The sequence below is a fragment of the Nocardioides sp. AN3 genome, from assembly GCF_054653495.1.
On the sequence record NZ_BAAIGC010000003.1, the window covers coordinates 43,509 to 69,660 of the forward strand.

The following is a 26,152-nucleotide window of genomic DNA, read 5'->3' on the forward strand; positions in this document are numbered from 1 at the left end:
TCAGCTCCGCATGACGAACGGGTCGGCGACCGCGTCCTCGCTGGTGTTGATCCAGACGCTCTTGAGGCGGGTGTACTCCTTGATCGTCTCGGTCCCGTGCTCGATGCCGACGCCGCTGGTCTTGAAGCCCTGGCGCGGCGACATGGGCGACATGGCCCGATAGGTGTTCACCCACACGGTGCCCGCCTCGAGGCGGGTCGCCATCCGGTGTGCCCGCGCCAGGTTCGTGGTCCAGACGCCTGCCGCGAGGCCGTACTCGGTGTCGTTGGCGAGCCGGACGACCTCCTCCTCGGAGTCGAACGGCATGATCGCGAGCACGGGGCCGAAGATCTCCTCGCGCACGACGCGCATGTCGTTGTTGACGTCGACGAGGATGGTCGGCTCGTAGAAGTAGCCGCCCAGGCCGCCGTCGGACGCGCGGCCGCCGGTCAGCACCTTCGCGCCCTCGTCGCGGCCGAGGTCGACGTACTGAGCGACCTTGTCCCGCTGGGTCTCGAAGGCGAGGGGCCCGAGCTCGGTCTCGTCCGCCAGCGGGTCACCGATCTTGATGCTCCGCGCACGGTCCGCGACGCGCTGGAGCAGCTCGTCGTAGACGGAGCGATGGGCGAAGACCCGGCTGCCGGCGATGCACGTCTGGCCGGCCGCGGCGAAGATGCCCGCGACGACGCCCATCGCGGCGTTGGCGATGTTCGCGTCCTCGAAGACGATGTTGGGCGACTTGCCGCCGAGCTCCAAGGTCGAGCCGATGAAGCGGCTCGCCGTAGCGGCGGCGATGCGCGACCCGGTCGCCGTGCTGCCGGTGAAGGAGATCTTGGCGAGGTCGGGGTGGTCGACGAGGGCCTGGCCGGCCTCGGCGCCGTACCCTGTCACGACATTGACCGCGCCGGGCGGGAAGCCCGCCTCGACCACCAGCTCAGCGAGGCGCAGGATCGTGGCCGAGGTGTACTCCGACGGCTTGATCACGACGGTGTTGCCGACCGCGAGGGCGGGCGCGACCTTGCTGGTCGTGAGGGTCAGCGGCGAGTTCCACGGCGTGATCGCTCCGACGACGCCGAGCGGCTCGCGCATCGTGTAGTTGAGGACCCGGCGGTCGGAGGTCGGGATGACCGCGCCCTCGATCTTGTCGGCCAGCCCCGCGTAGTAGTGGTAATACTCCGGAAGCGTCGCCAGCTGCCCCCGCATCTCGCGGAGCAGCTTGCCGTTGTCGGAGCTCTCCATGCGGGCGAGCTCCTCGGCGTTCTCCGCGATCAGGTCGCCGAGTCGACGCAGCAGGTGCCCGCGCTTGGTCTGGCTCAGATCGCGCCAGCGGGGGTCCTCGAAGGCGTTGCGCGCCTCGGCGACCGCGCGACGGACGTCCTCCGCGTTGCCACGGGCCGCCTCGTAGAGCGGCCGACCGGTCGCGGGGTTGTAGCTGACGAAGTAGTCGCCGGACGAGGGCGCGACGCGCTCGCCCGCAATGTAATGGTCGCGACGCGGCAGCGCGTCCGTGCTCTGCTCAGACATGGATCTGGTCTCCGATCAGTGCGGTGATCGCCGCAGCCAGGGCGCCGGGGCGCTCGAGCGGCAGCATGTGGCGGGTGTTCGGGACGATCTCGGCGCGGCAGCCGGGGATGGCCGCTGCGAGCCGGCGCGTCATCTCGGGCGTGGAGCCTGGATCGTCGGCACCGGTGATCGCGAGCGCCGGCGCCGAGATGCGGGCGAGCTCCGGGCCGACCTCGGCGTCGCCGGTGGCGAAGACGCGGTAGCAGCGCAGGAACGAGTCGCGGTCGTTGGCGGCCAGCGTGGCGCGGGTGCGCTCGACCCATGCCGCGCTCACGTCGCTGCCGATGAACCATCGGTCGATCGACGCCTCCGAGCTGGCCGCGAGGTCGCCCTCGGCGACCTCCAGGCGATGGAGTACGGCGGTCCGCTCGGCATCGGTACGCCGGCAGACCGAGCTGACCGAGGTGAGCGTCGCGACGAGCTCCGGACGGTGGATCGCGAGATGCTGCGCGACGAGCGCCCCGAGGGAGAACCCCACGAGGTGGGAGCCCTCCGGGACCTGGCCGGCGACCTGGCCGGCCAGGTCGGCGAGGGTCAGCCCCTCGGGGACCGGACCGCCGGCCCCGTGGCCGGGGAGGTCGAACGCCACGACATCGAACCGGTCGGCGAGGATCGAGGCGAGCGGCTCCCACACGGTGTGGTCGAGACCCACGCCGTGCAGGAGGACCAGCGTCGGCTTGCTCATCACGCTCACCGCTCGGATGTCACTGCTCGGTCGAGAGGGCGGCGAGTCGTTGTTGCGGCCGGCCCTGGGCGGCGGCCGCGAGTGCGACCACGATCTCGCCCGGGTGGGGCGCGTCCGCGATCCGGACCTCGAAGCTCTGGTGGTGCGAGCGGATCGTGGCGTCGGTGATGTGCTTGAGCGGGATGTCGAAGACGACGCCCGCGGGTCCCCGCTTCTCCACGGCCGGCAGCAGGGTCGTGGCATTGGCGGCGTCGCGGAAGTGGTTCCCGAACTTCAGCGTGTGGATGAGGGCCGAGCCGTGCTCGATCTCGCCGTCGAGGCCGACGATCGCGGCCTTCCCGTAGGCCTCGGCCTTGTCGCCGAGCGCGTCGAGGACCGCGGGGGCCAGGAGTGCGCCCAGGTCGGAGGCGTGGGCGTCGATGCCGGGAGCCAGGTCCTCGACGAAGCCCTGGCCGGCCCACGGGTTCTCGATGACGGCGGCCACCACGGCCACGCGCGCGGACGGCGAGACCGGACGGCCGCCCTCCTCGAAGAGCTCCTCGACGACGGTGACGATCTTGCGGATGTTCATGACAGGACAACCTCCACGTTGTTGCTGGTGACGTGCGGATCAGTGAGACGGTCGCCGATCCGCGCATGCGGACGAGGACCGGTGGAAGCGGCGGCGACGACGACGATCTCGTCGGGTCGCGGCCCGTCGGGCACGCGGGCCGTCACGGTCTGGTAGTGGCTACGGGTGGCGGCCGCGGTCTTGTGCCACAGCGGCACGACGAGGTGCTCGCCGGCGCCGGCGCGGGCGTCGGCGAAGCAGATGATGGACTCGCCGTCGAGGAACTCGCGCATCAGGTTGCCGAAGTACGGCGTGTGGATCAGCGCGCCCCCGTGCTCGATCTCACCCGCCGTGCCGACGATGGCGCCCTTGCCGAAGGCCTCGACCGCGTCCACGCCGCCGAGGGCGTCGCTCAATCGCTCGGTCATCAGGCGCGCCAGGACCGGAGCGATCCGGCGCGACATCGCCGAGAGGTCCGTGCTCGGGTCGGTCCCCCACCACGGGTTGCGGATGACGGCCGCGACGCTGGCCTGCTGCGCGGGCACGAGCGGCCGGCTGCCGGCCTCCGAGACGACGGCCTCGCGGTAGAGCACCAGCTTGCGGAGGCCGATGTCCGAGACCGCCGAATCCGTGATCGCTTCTTGCATGCCACAGAACACTAGTACGCCGTGTTGCACCTGGCAACCCCGCCTTTGAAACCAGCCAGTTCACGCTCAGTTCCGTGAGATTTACGCGAACTCTTGACCTGGGGCCGTGACATGCCTACCGTCATGTTGCATACCAGGAAGTGGAAAGGTGATGACGGTGGACGACGAGCGCCGGAAGCGGATCGAGCGGGTGTGGGGCGCAGCGTGGGACGAGGGCGACGTGACCGCCCTCGACGGCCTGATGTCCCAGCGCTACCTGCGGCACGGGAACGACGGAGCGCCCCTCGACCTGGCTGGCTTCAAGGCCTCGATCACGGCGACGCGGTCGGCGTTCCCCGACCTCGTCACCACCATCGACGAGATCGTCCTCGCCGACGATCGCGCGGCGATCCGCTGGCACAGCGTCGGGACGCATGAGGGCTCGCTGCTCGGCGTGCCCGCCACGGGCCGTCGTGTCGAGGTGAGCGGCGCGACCTTCGCGCGCTTCGAGGACGACCGGATCGTCGAGGAGCATGTGACGTGGGATCCCCGCGCCCTGCTCACTGCACTCGGCATCATCAGCGTTGGACAGGACTGAACCGCCATGACAGGAACCGCGACCATGACCCACCCGCTCCCCGACATCGACGTGATGAAGCAGGTCAACCGTCAGTTCGTCACCGGCGTGACCGTGGTGACCACGATGGACGGCGACACGCCGCGCGGCCTGGCGGTCAACGCCTTCTCGAGCATCTCGCTGGAGCCGCCCACCGTCATGGTGTGCGTCCAGCACACCTCCTCCACCCACGACGCCCTGTTCCGCGCGAGCCACCTTGCGATCAACATCCTCTCGGTCGCCCAGCTCGACGTCGTCTCGACGTTCGCCTCGAAGGCGACCGACAAGTTCGCCGCCCTCGACTGGGAGCCCGGACCCCACGGTGGCGCACCGCTGCTGCCGGGCTCCAGCGCCCAGATGGAGGTCGAGATCCGGGAGCGCCTCCGCGCCAGCACGCACAGCGTGTTCATCTGTCGTGTCGTCCACGCCGCCGTGACCGACAACGCACCGATGATCTACAGCGCGGGCAGGTTCTTCGACAGCCACGAGCTGCGTCCTCTGGGATGATCAACGTGACGACGAAGGGGAGTTGAGTGACTCAGGAAGCGACCAGCATCCAGGGCCGGGTGATCGCCGCCATGCGCACGCGGATCATCAACGGCGAGGTCGAGGCGGGCGCGGCGCTGTCCGAGCTCGCGCTCGCCGACGAGTTCGGCGTCAGCCGCACCCCGGTCCGTGAGGCGCTCAAGCAGCTCCAGACCGAGGGGCTCGTCGAGATCCGGCCTCGCGTGGGCACCTTCGTGACTGCCCCGTCACGTCGCGAGATCACCGAGCTCTTCGAGATCAAGGAGCTGCTCGAGGGCGCGGCCGCCCGCCTCCTCGCCCAGCGCGGCCAGGTCCCTGAGCTCGACGCCCTGCGCGACAATCTCGAGCAGGCCGACCGAGCGGTGAAGCGCGACGACCGGCTTCGGTATGCCGAGCTCGTGCACGACTTCCACGACCTGCTCATCCAGGGCTCGGACAACAGCAAGCTCGAGGCCCACTACCGGACGCTGATGAACCAGCTCGCCTATGCCCGGCTGGTCCAGACCTCCCTGGCCAGGCCCGGGCGCCCGCTCGAGTCCGACCGCGAGCATCACATGGTGCTCGATCTCATCCTGGCCAAGGACGGCGACAGTGCTGAGCGCGTCATGCGCGAGCACGTCCGCGCCAGCCGTCGCGCTCTTCTCGAAGGGCTGCCGACCAGCGGCGTCCTCCCCGGCCCCGGTGCGGGCGGCGGCGGGAACGGCGCTATCGGCCGGGCCTCACGCGCCATGCGGGACGTCCGCTACTGACGCCATGAGGTGATCGCGGCCTGCCGAGGAGAGCGCAGGCCGCGATCGGGTTGCCCACACCGGCGACGCCACTGCCCGGTGCGGCGCCTTGTCTCAGAGGTCGATGGGCCGCAGGACCCGGTTGATGGCGTGGGCGATCTGCTTGTTGCCCTTGTTGATGTCGACGGCGACGACACGGGGGTTGGGTGCGTCGGGGTCTTGGTCGACCAGTCGGATGGTGTGGCCGTGGATGCGCACGGTGATGGTGGGTCCGGCCGCGGTGGTGACGCTGGCGCCGTTGAGGGTGGCCACCTTGCGCGCGGTCAACGTCACGCCGGGGACGACGTGGTAGAGGAGGATCGCCTCGAGGGTGTCGACGTTGGCGACGTGGGTGATGGCCCGGAACGTGCCGCGCTCCGTGCGCGGCGCCCGGCCGGTCAGGTCACGCACGAGACGGCGGAAGGCGCGGTCGGTCGGGATGAACGCCGTCAGCCGCGTGTTGCCATCGGCCAGCACCTGGACGGGGCTGTTCGGCTTGGCGGCCAGGACCGTGGTGACGGCCTTCTCGAGGATGTCGAAGTCGTTCCAGTTGTGGTCGTAGCCCTTGTCGGCGGCCAGGACGGCAGCGAGGCTGCGATGGCCGAGGTGATGCGACGCGGTGGTGGCGCCGGCGGGCACGGCGCCGAGCGTGGCGCCGGCGAGGGTCGCGGCGATCAGGCCGACCAGACCGAGCCTGACCTGCTGCGTGAGGTGGTGACGCTGGTTCATCGTGCTGTCCCTCCGACTCGAAAGGCGAGCGCACAGCCCTCCGCTGCGCACTCTGGTGGTCGGTGCTGGTTCGGAGCAGGACAGGGATCCGGATGGGGACGCCGGGGCACCGGGGGTGGGCTCTATCTGTGGATGTCGGCGGAGGCCGATGTGGACGACTGGCATGCTCGCGCGCTGTCATCGGGAGCACGCGAGGTCATCGCCCCCGAGACCACCCCGTGGGGCACTCGACGGTCCCGCGTGCTCGACGCCGAGGGTCATGAGTGGAGCGCAGGCACCTACGCTCCGGGCCGAGCCGTCAGCGGTTGACGCCGGTCACCGCACGCACGCACACCGGGCAGGAGCGACCCGGCACGGTCCTGAACGGCTCCCAGCGCTTGTCCCAGTTCGAGGTGTCGCGCCCGCACGCCGAGAAGCGGGTTCCCACCTGCTTGGCATGAACCACAGGCTCCAGCCCTCGGCGCTCCGACAGCCGGCTCACCTTGTATTGGGTCGTCGCAAACCACCGCTCACCTGCGCCCATCTCTCTCGCCTTCCATGCCTCGCCCGGGTCAGATCCTGATGTAAGACGTAGTATCGTCTTTCAGAGACTGAGTCTCAAGACCCTGAGATGGAAAGATCACATCGTGGCCACAACACGCGATCGGCTCGTCGACGTCGCCTTCCGGCTCTTCGCCGAGCAGGGCTTCGAGCAGACCACCGTCGAGCAGCTGGCGCGCGAGGGCGGGGTGAGCCGCGCAACCTTCTTCCGGATGTTCGCCACGAAGGAAGCCGTGATCTTCCCCGACCACGACACCCTGCTCGCCGCCCTCGACGCAAGGCTGTCGGCGGCCGACGCCAGCTCGGCCATCTCCGCCCTGCATGAGGCCATCAGGCTGGTGCTTCGGCACTACATCGCCGAGGGGGCAACGGCGAGGGCCCGGTTCGCACTCACCCGCACGGTTCCCGCCCTCCGTGAGACCGAGCTGACCAGCACGCTGCGCTACGTGCGCTTGATTCGCAGCCACGTGATGCGCTGGCGGGCCCCGGACCCGTCGGCCACCGCCTTCGAACGCGTCCAGGCAGACCTGATCGCCAACGTCGTCGTCGCTGTCCACAACCGGATCCTGCGCGACTGGCTCAGGCAGATCGACGACGCCCCGGAGGACTCGCTCGATGCCGCGCTGCACGAGGCACTGGGCCGACTGTGGTCGGACCCGGCACCTTCCACGCAGGTCGTCGTACTCCGGACCGATCGTGACCTGACGGCCTTGATGCCGGAGCTCAAGCGCCTGATGGGCGACGGCAGCTAGCGCCTGCGGGACGTCATGCGGATGGTGCAACCGCTTGCTCGATCCGCATGACGTCCGCGACCGGCGGTCCCCGACCCGGGGCGGTCAGCTCTGATAGCTGAGATCGATGGCGACGCGCGGGTCGAGGGCGACGGTGCCTGGGTCGACGATGCACGAGCCACCGTCGACCGGCAGCACGGTCCCGTTGACGTACGACGCGGCGTCGGAGAGGAGCCAGGCGACGACTCGTGCGATCTCCGCGGGTCGAGCGGGCCGGCGTTGGGGGACGATCGCCGTCGCGAGCCGGTAGGCGTCGTCGGCACTGATCCCGCGCTCGGCAGCGAGCTCGGCCATCTCCATGTCGCCCATCTCGGTCGCCGTCCAGCCCGGGCACACGGCGTTGGCGCGCAGCCCGTGCCCGTGGTCGACCGCGAGCGACTGGGTGAGCATGAGGAGTCCGGCCTTGCTTGCGGAATAGGCCGCCATCCGCTCGCTGGCCCGCAGCGCGGCCACCGACGACACGGCGACCACCGCACCCCGCGCGGCCAGGAGGTGCGGCAGCGCGGCCCGCACGAGGAGGAAGGGCGAGGTGAGGTTGACCCGGATCGTCGCGGCCAAGAGGTCCGCCGACAACTCTCTGAGTTCATTCCCCAACATCTCCGACCACCTCACGCTTCTCGACGATCTGTCGCTCTCCATGAGATGACCGCCACCGCCTGTCGTGTGTCTCAACTTGAGAACCGGCTCGATGATCCACAACCAGCGGACCAGCTTCGGGCACTCGGCCCCGGATGCGGCTGAGCGCTTCCGGACGGGATCCTCGCGGCAAACTCATGTTTCCGCAGGTGAGGGTTTCCGTGGAGCCGCCTGTCAGAATCGAACTGCCGACCTATTCTGACCGATGCGGATAGACCCCTTGAGCGTGGCGGCGATGCAGATGTGCCGCTGACCTGCATCTTCTTCCTCTCAGTACGGCGCATTCAGGCCCACTCGGGCAGAAACAGGCGCGATGGGACTTCGTCGGGAAAAGTGGGAGTCGCGGCCTCACCCACGCCACCCGGCCCGACGTTCACGCGTACTCCGCGAGAGACGCGCGACGAGCCCACGTCTGGGTCCTCACCGAAATCGGAGGTCCATCTCGCCCGGGGACGACAGCTGAAGCAGGCTCGACACTCGCCGTGGCGCCGTGATCGCCACATCGGATGTTGGGCACCGCCGTCCGCGGACGCCACCGCCGTGAGAGGGCGAAGCCTGTACGGAGCGAAGGCCCTGGTCAGTGACACTCTTTCGCGGGGTGCTCGTTGCATTTCTGCGAATATTCGGCAAGCTCTGGCGGGACGCTCAACAGTCGAGCCCCGAGGCATGCGGCGTATCTACGGTCGACCACGCTTCAGGTCGTCGAGCTGGTCCGTACACGACACGCGGTCGAGGACTGTCGCCAGCCAGCGGATCGCGGACCTCTTGCGCGACCGCATCCCGAGTGGACAGCTCCCCCGGACACCCGGATCGAGCAGGACGAGCTCGCCGAGGAGCTCGCCGCCTGTCGGCCCCCGTTCGCGAGGCGTTGCGCATCCTCGAGTCAGCCGGCCCAGTGGCCCTCAAGGCCAACACCGGCGCCTGGGTTTCCCCTCCCCGGGTGGGCATCGCGCTTCGTCAGTGGGTGTCGGAGAAGATCTCCGGATGACGGGCGAGCTCTCGTCGGGTCCGTCGGATGTGTCCCTCGAGGGCCTGCTCGGCTCCGGTCACGTCATCGGCGCGCAGTGAGCTGGTGATCAGGTGATGTTCGTCGTGGATGACCCGCCTGGAGCGATCGTCGAGCCCTGTCGCGAAGGCACGGCGGTAGTGCTGCGTGGTGTTCCACAGGCGGTCGACCAGGTCACCCAACAGCGCCGTCTGCGCCGCGCTGTAGGAGCAGGTGGAACTCACGGTCCAGCCGGAGGAACTCCTCCACGTCGGCGGAGCGCTCGTCTACTCCGCCGTCCCCGAGGGCGCGATGCTGATCGATGTTCCGTCCCACCTCGAGCCTCGGCGCCGCGCACGGAGGTTACTCGCGGTCTTCAAACTGAGCAGCAGCATCGGCATCGAGGCCGATACCGCCCGGCACACTCGGGCGCATTCAGGACCTCGCCGTGGGCCGTCCTCCAAGGGACGTTTCCGCAGGTGAGACTGCCTTTTGACTCAAGCCGTCCTCAGGAATCGAACCGAAGACAACTCCTCGTCGAATGACGTAGCGATGCTGAGCGCCGCCTAGCCGCAATTGAGTCGCAGACCTTCGACCGGCAATCGCCACCCACCGCCACTTCATCAAGAACCGTGTAGTGGCGCTGGTCCTGGCCCCGCTCACTGCCCTCGGCGCGGCGGCTCTCAACCGAAGGCAGCGCGTCCCGCGGCACCGCCACGCCTCAGCGCCGACGCCTACACCCGCGGGAAAAGTAGGTGAAGAGTGGGCGTCACAGCCGAAGATAGAACGACCCCAACCTTGGGTGTGCGCAGGTCACGGCGCCGTTTCTGGAGCCGCCTGTCAGAATCGAACTGACGACCTACTCATTACCCATGCAGGTCAGGCCGCTGAGCGCGACCCGGCGGCAAATGTTGCGCTGACCTGCGGGGTCGCCTTCCCAGAGCGATGCGTTCGGGTGCGCTGAGGCGGGCGAAGGCGCGCTGAAGAGTGGGACTTCGTCGGGAAAAGTGGGACAAGAGTGAGAGTCGACTTTCTCGCCAAGGGGTCGGGGTGTCGCCGAATGTCGGCGGCGATCCGCACAGGTACGGACTCCACCCCGGCGCCGCGGCGGCACCCCCTCATCCACCCTTGGCCACCTCTTCGGCGGACCACCCACTCTGAGCGTCCCACCTCACCCCGGCAGAGTTCGACCTTCTGATCCGTAGGTCTAATCTGGGCGTCTCACAACGTCCAGATTCGGACGATTCACGCTCAGATCGCGCTTCCGTGGTCCGACGCGGTCCCACCTCGTGGGAGCCAATCTCAACCGTTTGGCTCCCAGTTTGGCTCCCAGCAGACCGCCCTGCGGGCGCTGGGAGCTCTTGGCACGGGACGGTTACCGCCGCCTAAGCCGCGGTTAGACCGTGAATCCGCCGTCCATGGTGTAAGAGGCGCCCGTGACCATCCCGGCCTCGTGCGAGGCCAACCACGACACGAGCCGACCTACCTCGACTGGCTCGATGAAGCGCTTGATCGCGTTGCGCAACATGAAGACTTGCTCCACGACCTCGTCCTCTGTGATGTTGTTGGTCCGCGCCTGGTCGCTGATCTGCTTGTCGACCAGTGGCGTACGGACGTAGGCCGGGTTGACGCAGTTGCTGGTGACGCCGAACGGGCCGCCCTCGAGGGCCGCGACCTTGGAGAGTCCCTCAAGGCCGTGTTTGGCTGCGACGTAGGCAGCCTTGTGCTTGCTGGCGCGCAACCCGTGCACGGACGAGACGTTGATGATCCGGCCGAAGCCGCGCTCGTACATGCCGGGAAGGGCAGCCCTGATGAGCAGGAACGGCGCCTCGACCATCAGACTCAGGATGCGGCGGAAGGCTTCCGGCGGGAACGCTTCGATGGGGCTCACGACCTGGATCCCGGCGTTGTTCACCAAGATGTCGATGTCGAGGGTGAGTTCTGTCAGCGCTGTGGGGTCGGTCAGGTCGACGACCCAGCTCTCGCCCTTGACCTCGATTGCGAGAGGTTCAGCAGCCTGAGCATCGATGTCAGCGATCGTGACATGGGCGCCACGCGCGGCAAGCTCGCGCACGCACGATTCCCCGATGCCCCTGGCGCCGCCCGTGACAAGGGCGCGCATGCCCGCGAGAGGATTGCACGGTGAGGTGGTCGTCATGAAGGGCCCCTGTCTGGTGTTGCTGGTCTTAGTGGTGGGTCTGCTGTTGGCCGGATGAGTTGGGTGCGTCCGATGACCGCCCGACCGACTTCGACCTGTTCCGCTCCCGCGTTACTTCGTCGTTTGGGTCACCTTTCCCGCGTAGGAGCCCTCTCCAGCGCGGGCCCGCGAATTGTAGGTTGGTAGCGTCAGACGGCGTTCGCGCCGACACACACTGACCATCGACACTTCCTTCTCGAAGGCTCGCTGGGTCGCCGCGGCGGAACAGGGCGAGGTGCGGGAGGGCACCGTGGGCCACCGCACGCCGAGCGCCTGCAACGAACCGGTGAGGTCGTTTCTGGGTCTGGATACGAAAACGATCAATGGTGAACTCGCCCGGACCACGAGGAGCCGTTGTAGTCACAACCGCTCGGCTGCCACGGACGACGGAGCCTCCGAGGGCTTCGTAGCTGCATCATCGGCACTTGCTTCGCGCATGGCGGACAGAAGCGCCACCTGCCTCCGATCACGACCCTCGGCAAGACTCGGGTAGCCGCTTGTGCCATAGGTCTGTTCGACCGCTTCGATCATCCGCTCAACGGACTCTGGGTCACGAGACGGCGCTCCTAGGACGTCCCACATCTTGCGCATGGGCTCACCGATGTGCGCGTCCATATGTCTGTAGCCCCCCTCCCCACCACCGAGATGCCAACCGAGGAACGGTCCGACTGTCGCCCAGCGAAGGCCAAGCGAGTTGGTGACAACACTGTCTAGCTCCGCCGGTGTGACCACGCCTTGCTCGACGAGATATATCGCCTCTCGAATGAGCGCATTCTGGAGCCGATTGCCGACGAACCCGCTGATTTCCTTTCGTTGAACGACGGGCACTCGATCCATCTGACGGTAGAAATCAACTGCTCGATCGACGACGTGCGCGTCGGTCCGCGCGCTCGGTACGACCTCGACTAGCGGCAGAATGTGAGGAGGATTGAACGGGTGTCCGATCAGCACCCGGCTTCCATCCGCAAGATGTTCGACGATTCTTGACGCGGGAAGTGCCGACGAAGACGACAGCAGCAAGGTTTCACTGCTCGTCAGGTCGATGAGTTGGCGGAACAGGTCCTGTTTCACGTCGATGCGTTCGGGACCGTTCTCCTGGACAATTTCCGCGTCGCGAACTGCCGACTTCAAATCGGGCGAGACCTGAACCTTGTCGAAGATTCGTGAAACGTCCAGCCCCTGGTCCGCGAGGTGAGGGCCAAACTCTTCGAGCGCTGCTTCGACGACGTTTGGGAGATCGGGGCGGGGGTCGAATATCGCGACCTGAACACCTTGGGCAGCAAAGAGTGCCGCCCAGGACAAGCCAATCGTTCCAGCGCCGACGACAGCCGCCTGCTCAACCTCATCAATATCCATATCCTCTTTTCCTCACTCGAAGATGGAGACCCTGCAGAAGCTGAGCGGAACGGTCCGAGCCCGTTCCACGCGGCGACGTCCGTCGAACTTCACCCAACGCGGTCAGCCGATTGGCGCGAGCTGGAGCCGAAGAGACGCCTCGAGATCTCCTCCCCAGGGAGCATGGCCAATGCCCAGGCGCCCGACCGCTCGGCGCAGGTTGTTGCGGTCAGGCCGAGTTCGCCCGCGGCGAACGCGAGCCGAGAGTCGTCCTCGCGCGCAACGCGTCGCAGGCCCGGCGTGCTCGTTGAACTCCACGACGATCACGTCGTGCCCGGCGCGGGCGCTGACGTCGGCGATGCCCGACCCCATCAGCCCACCGCCGACAACTGCCACGTTGTTTTGCACCTGCCTGTCCCTTCCTGTCCCACGCTTGGCCCGGCAGTGCGAGCGGTTCAATTGGTCCGATCGCCTTCAGCGAGCGCGAACCTCTGGATCCTTTTGGGCGAGGTCCTGGGCGGTGTCGACGTACGCCACTCAGCTGGACGTGACCCAATGTTCAGACCGAATCGAGTAGCCGTCAGGCTCAAGTCCGACGGACCCGAGCCTGACGGCAGCTTGCGGCGACCACATGAGACGAAACCTGTACTGGAACGCCGACAGCTCGCTCCAGTCCCAGCTTCGAGGGCTCATAGATCGCCGCCGTGGTGTGACACCCGATGACCAAAACCCGTCACGCGACATTCAGGCTCGCACTACGCCAGCGTCACAGTCCTCGTCGCCCGGGAAGCGAACGCTTGCAAGATCAACGTCGTCGGTGGCGCTCGAGAGATACGCGTCCTCGATATCGGCGAGTCTGTCGCGGATCTCGTCAGCAGTTCCCTCAAAGACCACCTCACCTCGTCGCATCACGTATGCGCGGTCAGCGACGTCCAACGCGGCCCTTGCGTGCTGTTCGACCAAGAGAACTCCGGCTCCGGCGTCTGCAGCACCTCGTACAGCCTGAAGCAGGCGGTCCACCACCAGGGGTGCCAACCCGAGCGACAGCTCGTCGGCCATCAGAACCTCGGGTTTGCTGGCGATGGCACGGCCCACAGCGAGCATCTGCTGCTGGCCCCCGGACAGGAGGCCTGCCTTCTTGTGGAGAACATCAACTAGCTCGGGGAAGAGCTCCAACGCATAGTGGTCAGCACCATCCGCAATCCTGAGATTCTCGGCCGTCGTCAGGTCCATGAACACCGAGCGCTCCTCCGGGACCAGCGTTAGACCGTGGCGAGCTCGCCACTCCACAGACCTCGTGGTGACGCCAGATTTCCAGCTGACTTCGCCGTTCATCATCGGCAATGCGCCGGCCAGAGCCAAGAGCGTTGTTGTCTTACCAGCTCCGTTGGGGCCAAGCAGTGCCACCACCTCCCCCGGTCGGACCTCGAGCGCGACGTCCCGGACCGCGGCCACGCCGCCGTATCCCGCTGAGAGTGACTTGGCGACCAATATCGGCCTAGCCGACCGAGCGGGACGCGGCGCTCGCGTTGCCCGCTCATCTGTCGATCGAGCCGGCAACAGGTTGCCCGCGCCATCCTCATGGGTTTCACCGAGGTATGCAGCAATCACGTCAGGTGAGGCCCGAATCTCTTCGGGCGTGCCTTCGGCAATGGTCTCTCCGAAGTTGATGACCGTGATGCGATCACAGACCGACATCACCAGGGGTAGGTCGTGCTCAACGAGGAGGACGCCGATGCCCCACTTTCGAGCGAGACCCTGAATGAGCGCGCCGAGCTCCTTGCTCTCATGCTCGTCAAGACCGGCAGCCGGCTCGTCCAGGAGCAGAATCGATGGCTTCATGGCAGCTGCGCGCGCAATGGCCAGCAGACGCCGGTGACCGTGGGACAGGTCCTCGGGCCTGCGATCGAGCTCGTCGGCCAGTCCCAGCTCCGTCAGTGCTGCGATCGCCGCGGGTGACAACGGTCGACGGCGCGGCCACAACAGATCCCGGATGCGGTCGCGCCAGCCCAGTCGATCCGAAGCGATACTGACGTGATCACGAACCGTCAGCGTCTCGAATAGTTCCAGGGACTGGAAGGACCGCCCCAGGCCTGCTCGCGCTCGCTGCCTTGGGGACCATCCGTCTACGGAGACGCCCCCGAGTGTGATCGAACCCGATTCACAGGGCGAGAAGCCCGTCGTCGCGTCCATGACGGTCGTCTTTCCTGCCCCGTTCGGGCCAATGAGGCCCGTGATGAATCCAGGTTCCACGACCAGCGACACGTCCTTGACTGCGACGACCTCTCCGAAGGTCACTCTCAGGTTGTCGATCCTGAGCGGCTTCGCAACCACGCGATCCGGGATGGACGGGTGCGCGGGCATCTCGTCATCTCGAGAGTTTCGCCGCCGGAGGAAGGGTAGCGTCAGCAGCGCAGCCGCATGATCAAGCGGTTTGCGCAGCCACAGGGCCGCAGAAAGGAAGACACCGTCCGGGTTCCGGATGATGACCACCAACGCACCAAGGGCCGCGAGCACCCCCAAGGTGATGGGAAACCCCAAGCCCCACCCAATGGTGAAGAGTTCCGTGCCGAACCACTTGGTGAGCAAGAGTGAACCCGCGCCGGCCGGATCGCTGAGTCCAGTGATCAGCGATGACGCCACGAAGGCAATACCGCCGATCACGCCGTTGACGACCAGACTGATGGAAGCCATGGAGCCGTACTGGGTGAACTGGATCGTCGCCGTCTGGAAAGCCAGCATCACGCCGCCAATGGCCGCGATCAATGAGGCGACCGCGAAGGCAAAGACCTTGACTCCGCCCACACTGATTCCGAGAGACGCGGCGGCACGTTCATTGCCGCGTACAGCGAGCAACTGACGTCCGGTGGCACTTCGACGGAGATTGGTCACGACAAGTGCCACCAGGACGAACGTCACGAGAGCGAGAACCCAATAGCGGCGCGGATAGATCAGTGGATCCAGATCGATACCCAGCAGGGACGGCGCACCGACCTGCGTTCCCGTCGTTCCGCCTGTGTAGTGCGAGTTGCTGAAGACGAGGTTGTCGATCACCACCGCCATACCGAGGGTCACGATTGCCAGGTTGACGCCACGCGTGCGCAAGGCAGGAAGGGCGATCAGAATCCCGACGATGACCGTCACGATCGCAGCAGCGAGAACCGCGAGCAGAAAGGGCACGGGCCCGCCGAGATCGATGCCGAGGATGCTCGTACCGGACGCCAGCCTCGCAGCGACGAACGCACCCACACCGGCTAGCGAATACTGCGCGAGCGACAACTGCCCGGCGTACCCAGTAACCACAACAAGCGACAAGGCGATCGTCGCAACGGCCAGGCTCTGCGTGCCGGCAAGCACCCAACCGAGGGGAGCCCCGGGGTATCCAATTGAGGCAAGCCCTGTTCCGAAGATGACCGCGAGCAGCACGCCCGGCGCGACGACGAGCCAGCGGACGCGGCCGGTGCCGGCGTGCGGCTGACGCTGGATGACAAAGCTGCGTGACGGAAGCGTCTCGCCCCTCGCAACCAGGACACCGATGATGACCAGAAAGGGTACTGAGGCCGCCCAACCGGGCTGGGTCAGAAACTCGGGCAACCAGGAAGCGTTGCTGTTGAGCAGAGTCTCGACTACGCCCATGGTGACACCGGTGATCCAGGTCAGCGGGAACGACTGGAACCGCCCGAGCAGCGCCGCCGCGAGCGCTGGGACCATGAGGAGGTTGAACTGCCCAACAGCAAGACCGGTAATCCCCACAAGGAGAAGACCTGAGAGCCCAGCCAGAGCACCGCCGATTGCCCAGTTCACTGTTCCGACGATGTGCGGCGAGCGTCCGAGCGTCGCCGCGGCCATCGGCTTCTCCGCAACGGCCCTCGTCACCAGGCCGAACCGGGTGAACTTGTACACGGCCCAGCAGACAGCGCTGACTGCGGCGCCGAGCAGGAACAGCCACATGCGGTCGGCAGTCACCTCAACGTCACTGCCGGCAGCGTTGGCAATCCACGCCACAGGCTCTTGCGGGAGCAGGGGGCGAACAAGGTAAGGGAAGTCCCCGTACTTGCCCGCCGCCAGCGCCAGGAGCAGCGCCGAAACTGCGAGGATGGCTACCACCCGGACGAGTGGCGTTGCGTCCGCCAGGCGACGCATCACTAGAAGGTAGGTGAGGGCGCCGATCACACTCGGCAGGATCACCCCGGCGCCCGCAGCTGCGATTGGGGACCAACCCGCACCCTGGGCCTCGTAGAAGGTGAAGGCACCAACCATCGCCATCGGCCCGACAGCGAAGTTCACTACTCCCGAGCCGCGGTAGACCAGGACCACACCCTGGCCCGCGAGGGCGTAGATTCCTCCGATGCCGAGTCCGATGAGGACGTACTGCAGAAACATCGACACGCTTCAGCCTTCGGGCGTCGCGACCGGTTCGCCGGTGTACGCGTTGAAGAAGTCAGCGTCACCGAAGGGGCCGAACTTGCCGTCCGTGACGACGCCATAGGTGACATCAGGGTTGAAGAGCCGCGTGATGCCGGGCTGTCCGGGCACGGGATCCGCGCTCGTCGTGGTTAGCGGGGGAATGATGCCGCCCATGTCGAACTGATCCAGTCCGTTCATGGCCTTCAAGACCGACGACGGATCGATGTCTCCCTTGATGTCTCCGGCGACACGTTCGAATGTCCACATCGCCATCCACGCCGCGAGGGAGTTCTCGTTGATCGCAAGCGACTTGTCGTAGCTGGCCATGTCTTCGCGGTACTTGGGCAATGCCGGTGCGGAGGTCGACAGCGAAGCCATCGTGTTCACAACGTGGAGGTTCTCGGCGTCAGGTCCGAGAGCTTGGATGGTCGAGTCGCTCACAAGTGTTCCGAGCGTGCTGATGTTTCCCTTGAAGCCCTGCGCCCGCACGCCCTTGATGAGGGATACCAGCTGCGGTCCCGGCGCCGCGACGAAGATTCCGTCGACGCCGCCGGCAACAGCCTGTGCGACGAACGGCGTGATGTCCACAGCCGTGGGTGCAACGTAGACGACGTCACCGACCTCGGCTCCGGCGCCTTCGATCCCGGCCTTGAGGATTCCGGTAGTGGTAGGGGCCTCGAGCGCGGCGGAGACCAGTGCGGAGATCTTGGTCGCCCCCGCGGTGCCAAGGAGGTTCATGGCCGCGCCCTGTGTGGCGACGGAGTTGGTGAGCCCGAACGCAACTGGACTGCCGCCGGCGACGTCGGTGTTGATGGTCGCGGCGATCACGGGAATTCCTGCCTTCGCGAGAACCGGGTAGATGCCCGGCTCCTCGGGGCCGGTCATCGTGCGCACTACGGCGACGACTCCGTCGGACACTGCCTTGCGAGCACACTGAGTTGCAGTGCTCACGTTGCCGGCGGTGTTGCAGACCTCCACCTCGACCTTGTGACCGTTGATGCCGCCATGCGCGTTGATGTACTTCGCCCGCGCCTCGACGCCACCCGGCGCCTCAGGGATCTTGAAGCCGATGGCGGGCGCCTCGAAAGTGCCCATCGTCATCACCTTGATCGTCGATGCCTTTCCACCCCCTCCGTCGGCGTCCGAGCTGCCACATGCAGTGACGAGCGCCAGCATCAGGCATGTCACCCCGGCAGATGCAGCGGTGCGGTTCATGTTCGGTTCCTTTCCAAAGGAATCAGTGAGGTGTGCCCGGAGCCGAGCTCTCTCGAGGCGCGAACGCCCAGCAGTCCCATGAGAGGCCGACACCCTGCGATCGGATGATCGGTCGTCCCACCGACTGATGCGCCACAATTTTCTGGAGACCAGACGGGTCGTTCCGTAGCGTGACAGACGTCACGCTTCCAGGTCAATGCTCCCTCACAGAATCTTTCTGACGATCAGAATTCGAGTCTCGTTTGACAGAATCCTTCGAGGACGCGACCATGAATGAGCCGCACCCTGCCGCCGCCAGTTCGTGCTCGCGCGCGCGGTCGCGGGACCTAGCCGAAGACCGGCGGGCGCCTGGCCAGCAAGCACCGACGCCTCTGAGCGAGTGAAGGAGACAGACATGTCGGATCAACCGATCGTTCTCACCAAGGATGTGAAGTGGGCGCGAGACGCGATGTCGGCCTACATGGACCGCTTCCTCGACGGCTCCGGCTTCACATTCACCGAGTGGTACGCCGTGAACATCCTCGCCAGGTCCGGGCCGACGGCGCGGTCAACGATGGCAGCTGACATGTCGACGAGCTTGCGGATTGCGAAGTCCGAAGCTCTGACGCTCCTCGACGATCTCGTGCTCAGGGGTGCACTGAAGGCAGTGACCGGCGCACCGGAAACGCTCGAGCTCACCACCCAATCGGAGGCGATCTACGCGCCTCTGCGCGAATGGGCGATCGGCATGCATCCGCGGGTGTACGAGGACATCTCAGAGGAGGAGATCGCCATCACCCACCGCGTGCTGACACTTCTAACGGCAAGGTTCGAGCACGAGTACGTAAACGTGCAGCAGCTGGCACAGTCCAGCGGTAGCGCTGGTTGAAGGTTGCCTGGTAGCCGCGATCTACCCCGCCTGTCGAGCGAAGGATCTGCTGCCACCGGGCACCGAGGGTTGCTAGCGCGCCGGGACGGTTCGCCCTGGCGCGTCGCATCGTGAGCACCACGTTGCAGCGTCGCCAGCCAGCGCGCGCACGGCTGTGGCTTGAACGCCACCCCGCCCAGGCCGATGTGCTACTTGCGGCCATCGTCTTCTGCATGACGCTGGATCCCCTTGTGGGTGGCTCGTCCGACCTTCGCTTCGATCTCGGTTGGCCGGCGTTCCTCCTCGTCGTTCCGGCGGCGTGCGCATGTCTGGTTGTGCGGCGGCGGCTTCCGTGGTGCGTTTGGGCAACGGCGACGGCCTTTGGCCTGGTGGGTGTTGCCCTGAGTCAGGGCCTGACGCCCGCGAGTTCACAAGACCTCAGCCACCATCCGCCTGGCCCTTCGCCATCCAGCTAGCGATCTGGGTGCGAGAGCTGAAGCCGAGCTTGGAGAGGATGTGGTCGACATGGGTTTCAGCCGTGCGCCGCGAGATGAAAAGGGTTGCAGCGATCTCGGCGTTGCTCATCCCAAGCGAGACCAGCTCCGCGACCTCGAGCTCTCGCTTGGTGAGGATCGAGCGTGCCCGACTACGTCGGTTCTGGCCGGTGCTACGGCCCGATGCGTAGGCGACCAGCTCGTCGAAGTCGGCGGCAGCACCGTTCGCGGCGGCGGCCTCGTATGCGTCTTGACCCATTCGTTCGACACAGGACTCAACGCACTGTTCGTGGAACTCGTGCAGGAAGCGGAAGCCCATCAACTGGCTGGCGCCGCTCGGGTTGCGCAATCCCGCCGTTCCGCCCAACAGAAAGGCCGCACGTTCGTGGTCTCCAACCGCAGCCGCTGCCCAGGCGAGGACCTCCATGCCCGTCGCGGCGTCGATGGGATCACCCTGGGACCAGAAGGATCGGATCGCCTCTCGAGCCTGAGTTGTCGCTCTCGAGATCTCGCCACTTCTTAGGAGCTCGATCGCCAAGCCCAGGTGGCCGTAGTGCGCGAGCCAGCGAGCGCCGTTGGCCTCGCACAGGGCCAGATACTCGGCGGCGGCCCGGCGCGCGAGCTCACCGTCGCCGGTCGCACTGCCGGTCCCGATGATGCGCGCCAATGCCAGGCTTTCGCCGAACGGGTCGTCCAGTGTCCGAAACGACTCCAAGGCGTCAGTCAACAGGCGCATCGCCTCGTCCAGGGCGCCCTCGGACAACGCTGCTTGGCCGCGGAAGACCTGCGCGTAGGCCTTGGCAGAAGCATCTCCCACCTGCGCGCCCTGCTCCTCAGCTTGTTCCAGCATCGCGCGCGCCGCCGCGTAGTCCCCCTGATAGAAGGCCAGCGAGCCGTTGGACCAGAGCGCCCGGGCGCGAAGTCCGTCACTCACCGCATCAGCGGCGAGCGTCCGATCCAACCACCGCCTCCCCTCGCTGAACTGCCCGAACATTCGCCACACGAACCACAGCGCGTTGGCCAGCCGGAGCCCTGCTTGCGCCTCGCCCGGGCGCGACAAGGAGAATCCCAGCGCTGCCCTCAGGTTCGGCTGCTCCAGGCGGATACGGTGCGACCACGCCAACCCCGCCTCGCTGAACCAGGCGGACTCCGCGCTCTCTGCGATCAGCGTGAAGTAGTCGCGGTGACGGACGCGGAACTCCTCGTCGCTGCCCGTCGTCGCCAGCCGTTCGACGCCGAAGGCCCTGACCGTTTCGAGCAGCCGATACCTGACCGTGGTTCCCTGCTCCTCACGTACCAGGACCGACTTGTCCACCAGCCCCGCAACCGCATCGAGCATCGCCAGCTCCGACAGGCCGTCTCCGGTGCACACGGCCTCGACAGCCTCGAGGTCGAACCCACCGGCGAAGACCGACGCTCTCGCCCACAGGACGGCCTCGGCCGGCGTACACAGCTGATAGCTCCAGTCCATCAACGCATGGAGTGTCTGCTGACGCGGCTGGGCCGCCCGGCTGCCCCAGTTGAGCAGCTGGAACCGTTCGTCCATCCGCGCCAAGATCTGCTCCGGCGACAAGGCGCGCAGCATGACGGCCGTCAGTTCAATCGCAAGCGGTAGTCCGTCGGCGCGAGCACACAATGCCGCCACAGCCGGAGCGTTGAGGTCGGTGAGCTCGAAGCCCGGCACCACGCTCCTGGCACGCGCGACGAACAGGCTCACCGCTTCGTTCAACGACAGCTCTGCCAGGGGCACCAGCTCGCCCCGGTCAGGAACCGGCAACGGAGCGAGCGTCAGAATCTGTTCGCCGGCAACGCGAAGCGAATGCCGACTCGTCGCCAACACGCGAACGTCGCGACACCGCTGCAACAGCGAGTCGACCAGAGCCGCGCACTGCTCCACCACGTGCTCGCAATTGTCCAACACCAAGAGCAGGTGCTTGTCCTCCAGATACTGCACCAGGCCTTCGGCCGGCGCCCCGCTCTGCTCCCGGACGTCCAAGACAGCAGCCACGCTCTGCACCAGCAGGGTCGGATCCGTCAGCGCAGCGAGGTCGACGAACCACGTGCCGTCACGGAACACACGGCGCACGTCGCTCGCCACCTGCAACGCGAGCCGCGTCTTGCCCACTCCACCAGGCCCGGTCAACGTCACCAACCGTGACTCCGAGAAGATCCGGCGAACATCGTCCTGCTCCGCCCGACGCCCGACGAACGCCGTGGCAGGCACGGGCAGGTTGCCCGCCACACGCGTCGTCGCCACCGTCGCCATCTCAACCCTCTTGTCCGTGATCCGCCCATTCTCACGTGATAGCCCGTCGCGGCCAACACACGAAGAGACAAGCTGCCTACTTCTCGCAGGCCCGCGCTCCAGCGGTGACGACGGTGTGGCAGTGGTGTAAGAGCCGGTCGAGCATGCCTGCGGTGGTGCGCTCGGGCAGGAACCGCCCCAGGATTCGAACGGCCAATGCGATGCGATTCCGAGGGATCGTCGTTCGTAGGCAGCCGCGACGAACCCGAAGAGCAGATGCGCGCCGGTGTCGTCCACCGACAGGCCTGCGCCGCGGCGCCGAACCATCGGACGACTCCTACGGCGCCCGGGCATGGACCCGCGTGACAGCCACCTTGAGCTCTAGACTTCGTTGGCGAGCCCGGCAGCGATGATCGCCAGTCTCAAGCTCGTTCCTCGTCTGCGCAGGCCTCGACCTGTGAGTCCTCGACCTGCGAGTCCTCGGATCAGACGGGCAGTTGACTGCGGCGAGCGGTTAGACAACGAGCTCCATCTGGACGGGCGGCACGGGGAGAAGGGCATGGAGAGCCGTCGGGGGGATCGTTAGTCAACCGACGACTGCGTCGCCATGACCTTCGCCCGAGCTTCGGCAACCGTGCTGATGTCCCACGGCTTTCCCACGCGCGTGGCGGGGTGGGTCCGCAGCATTCGGTGGGCAGAGACTGTGGCGATGTATCTGCCGGGCGACTCACTCATGGTCGTGAACGCAACGCCAACTGGGATCCTGACGAAGTCTCCAGGTTCAACGAATACGACACCATGCTGGGTAGTGAGTAAGCGGTGCCCGGACACCTGGTACTGAATCTCGTCCGCGTCACCGTGTCGCTCGTAGACCAAGCCCGGCGTCGGACCATAGTCCACCACTCCCACACGAGTGAGGTTGTCACGCCAGATCCAACGAGCAGTCGGAGGCTGCTCACCGTCGTGTTGGCCCTCCTCATCGAACCGGACCACGGCCAGTCGATCCTCGTGGGTAAGTGCGTCCTCCAGAATCAGTCGTTCATCAGCACGTTGCGCCACAATGACGTGTTCAGGCGCACCCAAGCAGTCCGTGAGCGCTTCGTTGACAACTGCCGCCACCCATCCCTCAAACGGAGGGACGAGGACCTGCCCGAACCTATCTGCCGGCTGCTGCTCTTCCATCCCGTCCGGCGTGTACCAGAGGATGTGAGACTCCTCGCGACCCCAGTTGTCATGGCAGACCCCGACCGGAAGACGGACAAAGTCTCCCGGGCGGAGCTCGACAGTTCCATGTTCACTCATGAGAGTCCGCTCGCCGCTGATTTGGTAGGACATCTCATCAACGTCGAGATTCCGGTGGAAGTGCGGCTGGCGGTTGTCCATCTGCTGCCACTCAATTCGAGCGCGAGGCGCCGCAAAGAGAACCTTGGGTGGGCCGAACTCCCCCGGGGTGTACGCAGGATCAATATGAATAACCTCGACCAGTTCGGTCGCGGTCGCCACCTCTCCAAATGGGCCAGCGACGGCCTTGGCGTACATCTGCGTCTCGTCACGCTGGAGGACTCGCACCGGCGCAGCGCCGTCGAATCGGTCGAGGTATTCGACTACATGGGTCATGCCATGGCTTCCTTCAGTCATCGCTGGACAGAGGGATGCCCAGACGGGGTACGGGGCGGGCCAACAGATATGCGACCGTGTTGTTGCCGTCACTGATGACGACCTCGGCCGCAGGCTCGTCCGGCCATCGTGGTTCACCACGCGATTTCTGTCAATCAGTTAGTGCATTCTGGTCTACAGAACCGTTGAAGATAGCGCGCACTGCCGCCAGCTGTGGGAGCCACCACCATCGTCGCTGGGCGCGAGGCACGGGACCTCACCGACTTTGGGCAAGCACCCGGCGTTGGGGGCGCCGAGTCGCGGGGGTTGGAAGTGACTGGCAAGTGAACTACCAGTGGGACGGCCACCCCGGCAAGACTCAGCCTGCGGACCTCGAAAGCGCAGCGCGCGCAGCTGTGAGGGCCGCCTCCGCCGCCCATTGACGCGGCATGCGGCGTAGGCCACCGTTGAAGACCTCCACGCCGATCCGAGGATCTTCCATTCGCGGGAGAAGCGCGGCAACGATCTCGGGCAGCTCAAGGCGACCCTCGCCCGGCAACAAGCGGTCAACCATCGGTCGGTATCCGCCCTGAGGGTTGCGCTCGGCCGCATCGTTGATCTGAATGGACATGATCTTTGCGTCGAGCGAGCTCAGGTCCTCAGCCCTCCCGCCGGAGCGATTGAAGTGCCAAGTGTCGAAAGTCAGTCCCAGGTTTGCGGCGCCGACCTCTTCGATCATGGAGGCGGTTGTAAACGCGTCAGGGAAACCGGTGCTTGGTATGAACTCGACCGCGATACGCAACCCTCGCTGCTCCGCGTTTTCGCAGATCCTGCCGAGCGTGTCGACCAACTCCGCGCGGTGCCCTGAGCCACCGAGGAAGTGAGCGATGCTGATCGTGGTTGCGCCGAGCGCTTCCGCTGCCGAATAGCACTCGTGCTCAGTGTGTTGCACCAGGGAGCGCCAAATCGGGTCGACGGTTCCCGGCTCAGGAATGCCGGGAAGTCCATGGGTGAATGGTTCGAGAACGGTCACCCTTGTGCCCGCTTCCAGCAACCGCTCGCGGAGCTCAGCGTCACGAAAGCCGTCTCGAAGCGAGAAGAAGTACAACTCTGGCGGGATGGTTAGAGCCGCGAATCCAGCTGCTCCCGCGATGTCGATGAGCTCGGGTAGCGCGACTCCCTGACACGTCCCCCAGCAAAGCTCAAAGGTTGAGTCCATTTCCTGGTCCTACTAGAAGTGTGCCGACGACGACTCGGGAAGAACCCCAGCCAGCGACAGAAAGGCCACTGAGGAGTGCACTGCACGGGTTCAGCCTCAGCGGCCTTTCGTCGCTCGCGTCGGAGCGGGCACAAGAACTAAAGGGTTCCTGCCGCCATCATCGCTTCGCGGATACGCGGCACTCCAGGCTTCAGCTCACCACCCGCTCGGGCCACCTTGAGAGCGCTACCCCACCAAGCAAGGTCGTCAAGAGCAATCCGAAGACAGACCTCCGTGACCGGGTCGTGGGGCGCGAGACCGTCGAATGCGGTCAAGACACTGGGGATCACCACAGCGTTGCGCAACGGCACCATCTCGGCCTCGATGGCGATCTGCCCAAGAGCTTGAACTGCTCGCACACCGGCGGCAACGCCCATGCTGTACCCGACAGTCGCCGCCGGCTTGTTCCGGAACCCATCGCTGCGCCACACGGTGTCGATCGCGTTCTTCAGCACGCCGGGGATGCTGTAGTTGTACTCGGGCGTTACGAACAGGTAGACGTCGCCGTCCTTGATGCGCTCGTTCCAGCCCTTGACGACCGGGGTCGAGTAGGAGGGGTCCGCCGGGTCTCCCAGGCTCTGAACAGTCTCAGCGAAAAGGGGCAGCTTCCACTCAACGAGATCAAGGACCTCCACCTCGAATGCGCCGTGATTCTTCGCGCGGTCGATGACCCAGGGCGCGACCAGGTCTGCGCTTCGCCCTTCTCGGATGCTGCCGATGATGATCTTCAACTTGAGCAACGTGCTCTCCTTCTACTGACAGTGGATGTCAGGTCCGACATCCGGGTTCTAGTCTTGGACGAAGTCGGCACCGACTCCGCCGGCTTGCATGGCATGCATGGTCTGCCCGAGGCGCACGTGGTCGGGATGTGTCCGATAAGCCTCGATCGCCTCCGCGGACGTCCCGCGGACGACAGCGACATGCGTGTAGCCCTGGGAAAATCGCGACTCGTTCTTTCCCGCCCAGATCTCTACGGATCCCGGAACCGCCTGGGCCGACAGATCCTTCAGAACCTGGTCGATCTCGGCTTCAGTCACCGAGTCCTTCCACTTGAAAAGGGCGATGTGTACCTGAGTCATTCTTGGTCTTCCTTTCAGAAGGTTGAGCGCGTTGCTGGAAAGCGTCGGTGAGCAAGTAGCGCCAATGTTTGGTCAACAGGGCTTCGCTGAGAGGCGAACCCTCGAGGGCTATGGCGATGCAGTCCCTTCGGCAGGGGGAATGATGCCGAAGGGACTGCACGCGACTTATGCGCGCCCGTCCCGAAGCAGCTGGTCGGCTTCGCGCAGCAGCTCATCGGCGTCGAGACGGGACCGCAATCCTGGGAACAGGGGCGCCTGTTTGAGTTGTTGAGCGATCCACGGATCGCCTACCCACATGAGACCCTCCAGCCAGGTGAGACCGACTCGCGCCAACTGGGTTCCTGTTCGTCGCAAGATGCCTTTCGGTAGCGGCATCTGAGTCGCCGCTCCAGAGGTGGGCACGAACTTGTGGGGCATGCGAACTCCGGACCGTGGACGACAGGATTACGCCATGTTGGCACGCGACGCTTGTTCTGGCAAGCAATAT

General features: G+C 66.0%; 25 protein-coding genes. 7 read left to right on the forward strand and 18 right to left on the reverse strand.

What is annotated here, in order from left to right; translation table 11 throughout:
* Genes ACYQ1K_RS04655 through ACYQ1K_RS04670 form a run of 4 tightly spaced genes read right to left on the reverse strand, consistent with a single transcriptional unit; the run spans position 1 to position 3,424 of the window.
* Positions 1–1,503, reverse strand: a complete 1,503-nt coding sequence (locus ACYQ1K_RS04655) for an aldehyde dehydrogenase (protein WP_459981649.1) — start codon at positions 1,501–1,503, stop codon at positions 1–3.
* Complete coding sequence (locus tag ACYQ1K_RS04660; protein ID WP_459981650.1) at positions 1,496–2,227, reverse strand: alpha/beta fold hydrolase; 732 nt, start codon at positions 2,225–2,227, stop codon at positions 1,496–1,498. The genes ACYQ1K_RS04655 and ACYQ1K_RS04660 overlap by 8 nt, the downstream gene beginning before the upstream one ends.
* Before the next feature lie 19 nt (positions 2,228–2,246).
* Positions 2,247–2,798: an amino acid synthesis family protein gene (locus ACYQ1K_RS04665; protein ID WP_459981651.1), complete on the reverse strand. Its 552-nt coding sequence runs from the start codon at positions 2,796–2,798 to the stop codon at positions 2,247–2,249.
* Complete coding sequence (locus tag ACYQ1K_RS04670) at positions 2,795–3,424, reverse strand: amino acid synthesis family protein (RefSeq protein WP_459981652.1); 630 nt, start codon at positions 3,422–3,424, stop codon at positions 2,795–2,797. Before ACYQ1K_RS04670 ends, ACYQ1K_RS04665 begins: the two co-directional genes overlap by 4 nt.
* Positions 3,425–3,581: 157 nt before the next feature.
* Here ACYQ1K_RS04670 and ACYQ1K_RS04675 point away from each other — a divergent pair, with 157 nt between their 5' ends.
* The 3 genes from ACYQ1K_RS04675 to ACYQ1K_RS04685 are packed head-to-tail and all read left to right on the forward strand — an operon-like array spanning position 3,582 to position 5,293.
* Positions 3,582–4,001: an ester cyclase gene (locus ACYQ1K_RS04675; RefSeq protein ID WP_459981653.1), complete on the forward strand. Its 420-nt coding sequence runs from the start codon at positions 3,582–3,584 to the stop codon at positions 3,999–4,001.
* Positions 4,002–4,025: 24 nt separating this feature from the next.
* Positions 4,026–4,526, forward strand: coding sequence for a flavin reductase family protein (locus ACYQ1K_RS04680; protein WP_459981654.1), 501 nt, complete (start codon positions 4,026–4,028; stop codon positions 4,524–4,526).
* A gap of 26 nt (positions 4,527–4,552) precedes the next feature.
* On the forward strand, positions 4,553–5,293 hold the full coding sequence (locus ACYQ1K_RS04685; protein ID WP_459981655.1) for a GntR family transcriptional regulator: 741 nt from the start codon (positions 4,553–4,555) through the stop codon (positions 5,291–5,293).
* 93 nt (positions 5,294–5,386) lie between these two features.
* On the opposite strand, the gene ACYQ1K_RS04690 is transcribed toward ACYQ1K_RS04685, so the two are convergent.
* Positions 5,387–6,040, reverse strand: a complete 654-nt coding sequence (locus tag ACYQ1K_RS04690; RefSeq protein ID WP_459981656.1) for a fasciclin domain-containing protein — start codon at positions 6,038–6,040, stop codon at positions 5,387–5,389.
* Here ACYQ1K_RS04690 and ACYQ1K_RS04695 point away from each other — a divergent pair.
* The gene (locus ACYQ1K_RS04695) at positions 5,921–6,349 is read left to right on the forward strand and encodes a VOC family protein (RefSeq protein WP_459981657.1); all 429 of its coding nucleotides are present in this window, start codon (positions 5,921–5,923) and stop codon (positions 6,347–6,349) included. The two genes, ACYQ1K_RS04690 and ACYQ1K_RS04695, sit on opposite strands and share 120 nt — an antisense overlap.
* Here ACYQ1K_RS04695 and ACYQ1K_RS04700 read toward each other — a convergent pair.
* Positions 6,339–6,563, reverse strand: a complete 225-nt coding sequence (locus tag ACYQ1K_RS04700) for a hypothetical protein (RefSeq protein ID WP_459981658.1) — start codon at positions 6,561–6,563, stop codon at positions 6,339–6,341. The genes ACYQ1K_RS04695 and ACYQ1K_RS04700 overlap by 11 nt on opposite strands.
* Before the next feature lie 103 nt (positions 6,564–6,666).
* Between ACYQ1K_RS04700 and ACYQ1K_RS04705 the strand changes: the two genes are divergently transcribed.
* The gene (locus ACYQ1K_RS04705) at positions 6,667–7,332 is read left to right on the forward strand and encodes a TetR/AcrR family transcriptional regulator (protein ID WP_459981659.1); all 666 of its coding nucleotides are present in this window, start codon (positions 6,667–6,669) and stop codon (positions 7,330–7,332) included.
* A gap of 84 nt (positions 7,333–7,416) precedes the next feature.
* Here the strand turns inward: ACYQ1K_RS04705 and ACYQ1K_RS04710 are convergent, their stop codons facing one another.
* The 7 genes from ACYQ1K_RS04710 to ACYQ1K_RS04740 all read right to left on the reverse strand — a co-directional run bounded on the left by ACYQ1K_RS04710 (position 7,417) and on the right by ACYQ1K_RS04740 (position 18,146).
* Entirely contained in the window at positions 7,417–7,968 is a 552-nt protein-coding gene (locus ACYQ1K_RS04710) for an SDR family NAD(P)-dependent oxidoreductase (RefSeq protein ID WP_459981660.1), read from the reverse strand.
* A gap of 996 nt (positions 7,969–8,964) precedes the next feature.
* Positions 8,965–9,237, reverse strand: a complete 273-nt coding sequence (locus tag ACYQ1K_RS04715; protein WP_459981661.1) for an FCD domain-containing protein — start codon at positions 9,235–9,237, stop codon at positions 8,965–8,967.
* A 1,151-nt stretch (positions 9,238–10,388) separates the two neighbouring features.
* Complete coding sequence (locus ACYQ1K_RS04720) at positions 10,389–11,114, reverse strand: 3-hydroxybutyrate dehydrogenase (RefSeq protein ID WP_459981662.1); 726 nt, start codon at positions 11,112–11,114, stop codon at positions 10,389–10,391.
* 435 nt (positions 11,115–11,549) lie between these two features.
* Positions 11,550–12,545, reverse strand: coding sequence for a 3-hydroxyacyl-CoA dehydrogenase NAD-binding domain-containing protein (locus ACYQ1K_RS04725; RefSeq protein WP_459981663.1), 996 nt, complete (start codon positions 12,543–12,545; stop codon positions 11,550–11,552).
* Positions 12,546–12,647: 102 nt separating this feature from the next.
* Positions 12,648–12,896 carry a hypothetical protein gene (locus ACYQ1K_RS04730; RefSeq protein WP_459981904.1) on the reverse strand — a complete coding sequence of 83 codons (249 nt, stop codon included), beginning with the start codon at positions 12,894–12,896 and terminating at the stop codon, positions 12,648–12,650.
* Positions 12,897–13,268: 372 nt separating this feature from the next.
* Positions 13,269–16,907, reverse strand: coding sequence for an ATP-binding cassette domain-containing protein (locus tag ACYQ1K_RS04735; protein WP_459981905.1), 3,639 nt, complete (start codon positions 16,905–16,907; stop codon positions 13,269–13,271).
* A gap of 9 nt (positions 16,908–16,916) precedes the next feature.
* The gene (locus tag ACYQ1K_RS04740; RefSeq protein WP_459981664.1) at positions 16,917–18,146 is read right to left on the reverse strand and encodes an ABC transporter substrate-binding protein; all 1,230 of its coding nucleotides are present in this window, start codon (positions 18,144–18,146) and stop codon (positions 16,917–16,919) included.
* A 379-nt stretch (positions 18,147–18,525) separates the two neighbouring features.
* On the opposite strand from ACYQ1K_RS04740, the gene ACYQ1K_RS04745 reads away from it, so the two are divergent.
* Together ACYQ1K_RS04745 and ACYQ1K_RS04750 are read left to right on the forward strand one after the other, a co-directional pair.
* Positions 18,526–19,014, forward strand: coding sequence for a hypothetical protein (locus ACYQ1K_RS04745; protein ID WP_459981665.1), 489 nt, complete (start codon positions 18,526–18,528; stop codon positions 19,012–19,014).
* A gap of 110 nt (positions 19,015–19,124) precedes the next feature.
* Positions 19,125–19,469, forward strand: coding sequence for a DUF7134 domain-containing protein (locus ACYQ1K_RS04750; protein WP_459981666.1), 345 nt, complete (start codon positions 19,125–19,127; stop codon positions 19,467–19,469).
* Here ACYQ1K_RS04750 and ACYQ1K_RS04755 read toward each other — a convergent pair.
* From ACYQ1K_RS04755 to ACYQ1K_RS04775, 5 genes are all read right to left on the reverse strand, one after another.
* Positions 19,432–21,744 (reverse strand): ATP-binding protein, encoded by a 2,313-nt coding sequence (locus tag ACYQ1K_RS04755; protein ID WP_459981667.1) that lies wholly within the window; start codon positions 21,742–21,744, stop codon positions 19,432–19,434. The two genes, ACYQ1K_RS04750 and ACYQ1K_RS04755, sit on opposite strands and share 38 nt — an antisense overlap.
* Positions 21,745–22,314: 570 nt before the next feature.
* Complete coding sequence (locus ACYQ1K_RS04760; protein WP_459981668.1) at positions 22,315–23,349, reverse strand: hypothetical protein; 1,035 nt, start codon at positions 23,347–23,349, stop codon at positions 22,315–22,317.
* A gap of 358 nt (positions 23,350–23,707) precedes the next feature.
* Positions 23,708–24,547: a sugar phosphate isomerase/epimerase family protein gene (locus ACYQ1K_RS04765; protein WP_459981669.1), complete on the reverse strand. Its 840-nt coding sequence runs from the start codon at positions 24,545–24,547 to the stop codon at positions 23,708–23,710.
* 137 nt (positions 24,548–24,684) lie between these two features.
* The gene (locus tag ACYQ1K_RS04770) at positions 24,685–25,326 is read right to left on the reverse strand and encodes an NADPH-dependent FMN reductase (RefSeq protein WP_459981670.1); all 642 of its coding nucleotides are present in this window, start codon (positions 25,324–25,326) and stop codon (positions 24,685–24,687) included.
* 48 nt (positions 25,327–25,374) lie between these two features.
* Entirely contained in the window at positions 25,375–25,665 is a 291-nt protein-coding gene (locus ACYQ1K_RS04775) for a Dabb family protein (protein ID WP_459981671.1), read from the reverse strand.
* Positions 25,666–26,152: the final 487 nt, after the last annotated feature.

Bases quoted from the DNA above. Each gene is read 5' to 3' on its own strand.
- ACYQ1K_RS04655 (WP_459981649.1), bottom strand. From the start codon at position 1,503: ATGTCTGAGCAGAGCACGGACGCGCTGCCGCGTCGCGACCATTACATT.
- ACYQ1K_RS04660 (WP_459981650.1), bottom strand. From the start codon at position 2,227: ATGAGCAAGCCGACGCTGGTCCTCCTGCACGGCGTGGGTCTCGACCAC.
- ACYQ1K_RS04665 (WP_459981651.1), bottom strand. From the start codon at position 2,798: ATGAACATCCGCAAGATCGTCACCGTCGTCGAGGAGCTCTTCGAGGAG.
- ACYQ1K_RS04670 (WP_459981652.1), bottom strand. From the start codon at position 3,424: ATGCAAGAAGCGATCACGGATTCGGCGGTCTCGGACATCGGCCTCCGC.
- ACYQ1K_RS04680 (WP_459981654.1), top strand. From the start codon at position 4,026: ATGACCCACCCGCTCCCCGACATCGACGTGATGAAGCAGGTCAACCGT.
- ACYQ1K_RS04695 (WP_459981657.1), top strand. From the start codon at position 5,921: ATGCGACGCGGTGGTGGCGCCGGCGGGCACGGCGCCGAGCGTGGCGCC.
- ACYQ1K_RS04690 (WP_459981656.1), bottom strand. From the start codon at position 6,040: ATGAACCAGCGTCACCACCTCACGCAGCAGGTCAGGCTCGGTCTGGTC.
- ACYQ1K_RS04700 (WP_459981658.1), bottom strand. From the start codon at position 6,563: ATGGGCGCAGGTGAGCGGTGGTTTGCGACGACCCAATACAAGGTGAGC.
- ACYQ1K_RS04710 (WP_459981660.1), bottom strand. From the start codon at position 7,968: ATGTTGGGGAATGAACTCAGAGAGTTGTCGGCGGACCTCTTGGCCGCG.
- ACYQ1K_RS04720 (WP_459981662.1), bottom strand. From the start codon at position 11,114: ATGCGCGCCCTTGTCACGGGCGGCGCCAGGGGCATCGGGGAATCGTGC.
- ACYQ1K_RS04725 (WP_459981663.1), bottom strand. From the start codon at position 12,545: ATGGATATTGATGAGGTTGAGCAGGCGGCTGTCGTCGGCGCTGGAACG.
- ACYQ1K_RS04730 (WP_459981904.1), bottom strand. From the start codon at position 12,896: ATGGGGTCGGGCATCGCCGACGTCAGCGCCCGCGCCGGGCACGACGTG.
- ACYQ1K_RS04735 (WP_459981905.1), bottom strand. From the start codon at position 16,907: ATGTTTCTGCAGTACGTCCTCATCGGACTCGGCATCGGAGGAATCTAC.
- ACYQ1K_RS04740 (WP_459981664.1), bottom strand. From the start codon at position 18,146: ATGAACCGCACCGCTGCATCTGCCGGGGTGACATGCCTGATGCTGGCG.
- ACYQ1K_RS04760 (WP_459981668.1), bottom strand. From the start codon at position 23,349: ATGACCCATGTAGTCGAATACCTCGACCGATTCGACGGCGCTGCGCCG.
- ACYQ1K_RS04765 (WP_459981669.1), bottom strand. From the start codon at position 24,547: ATGGACTCAACCTTTGAGCTTTGCTGGGGGACGTGTCAGGGAGTCGCG.
- ACYQ1K_RS04775 (WP_459981671.1), bottom strand. From the start codon at position 25,665: ATGACTCAGGTACACATCGCCCTTTTCAAGTGGAAGGACTCGGTGACT.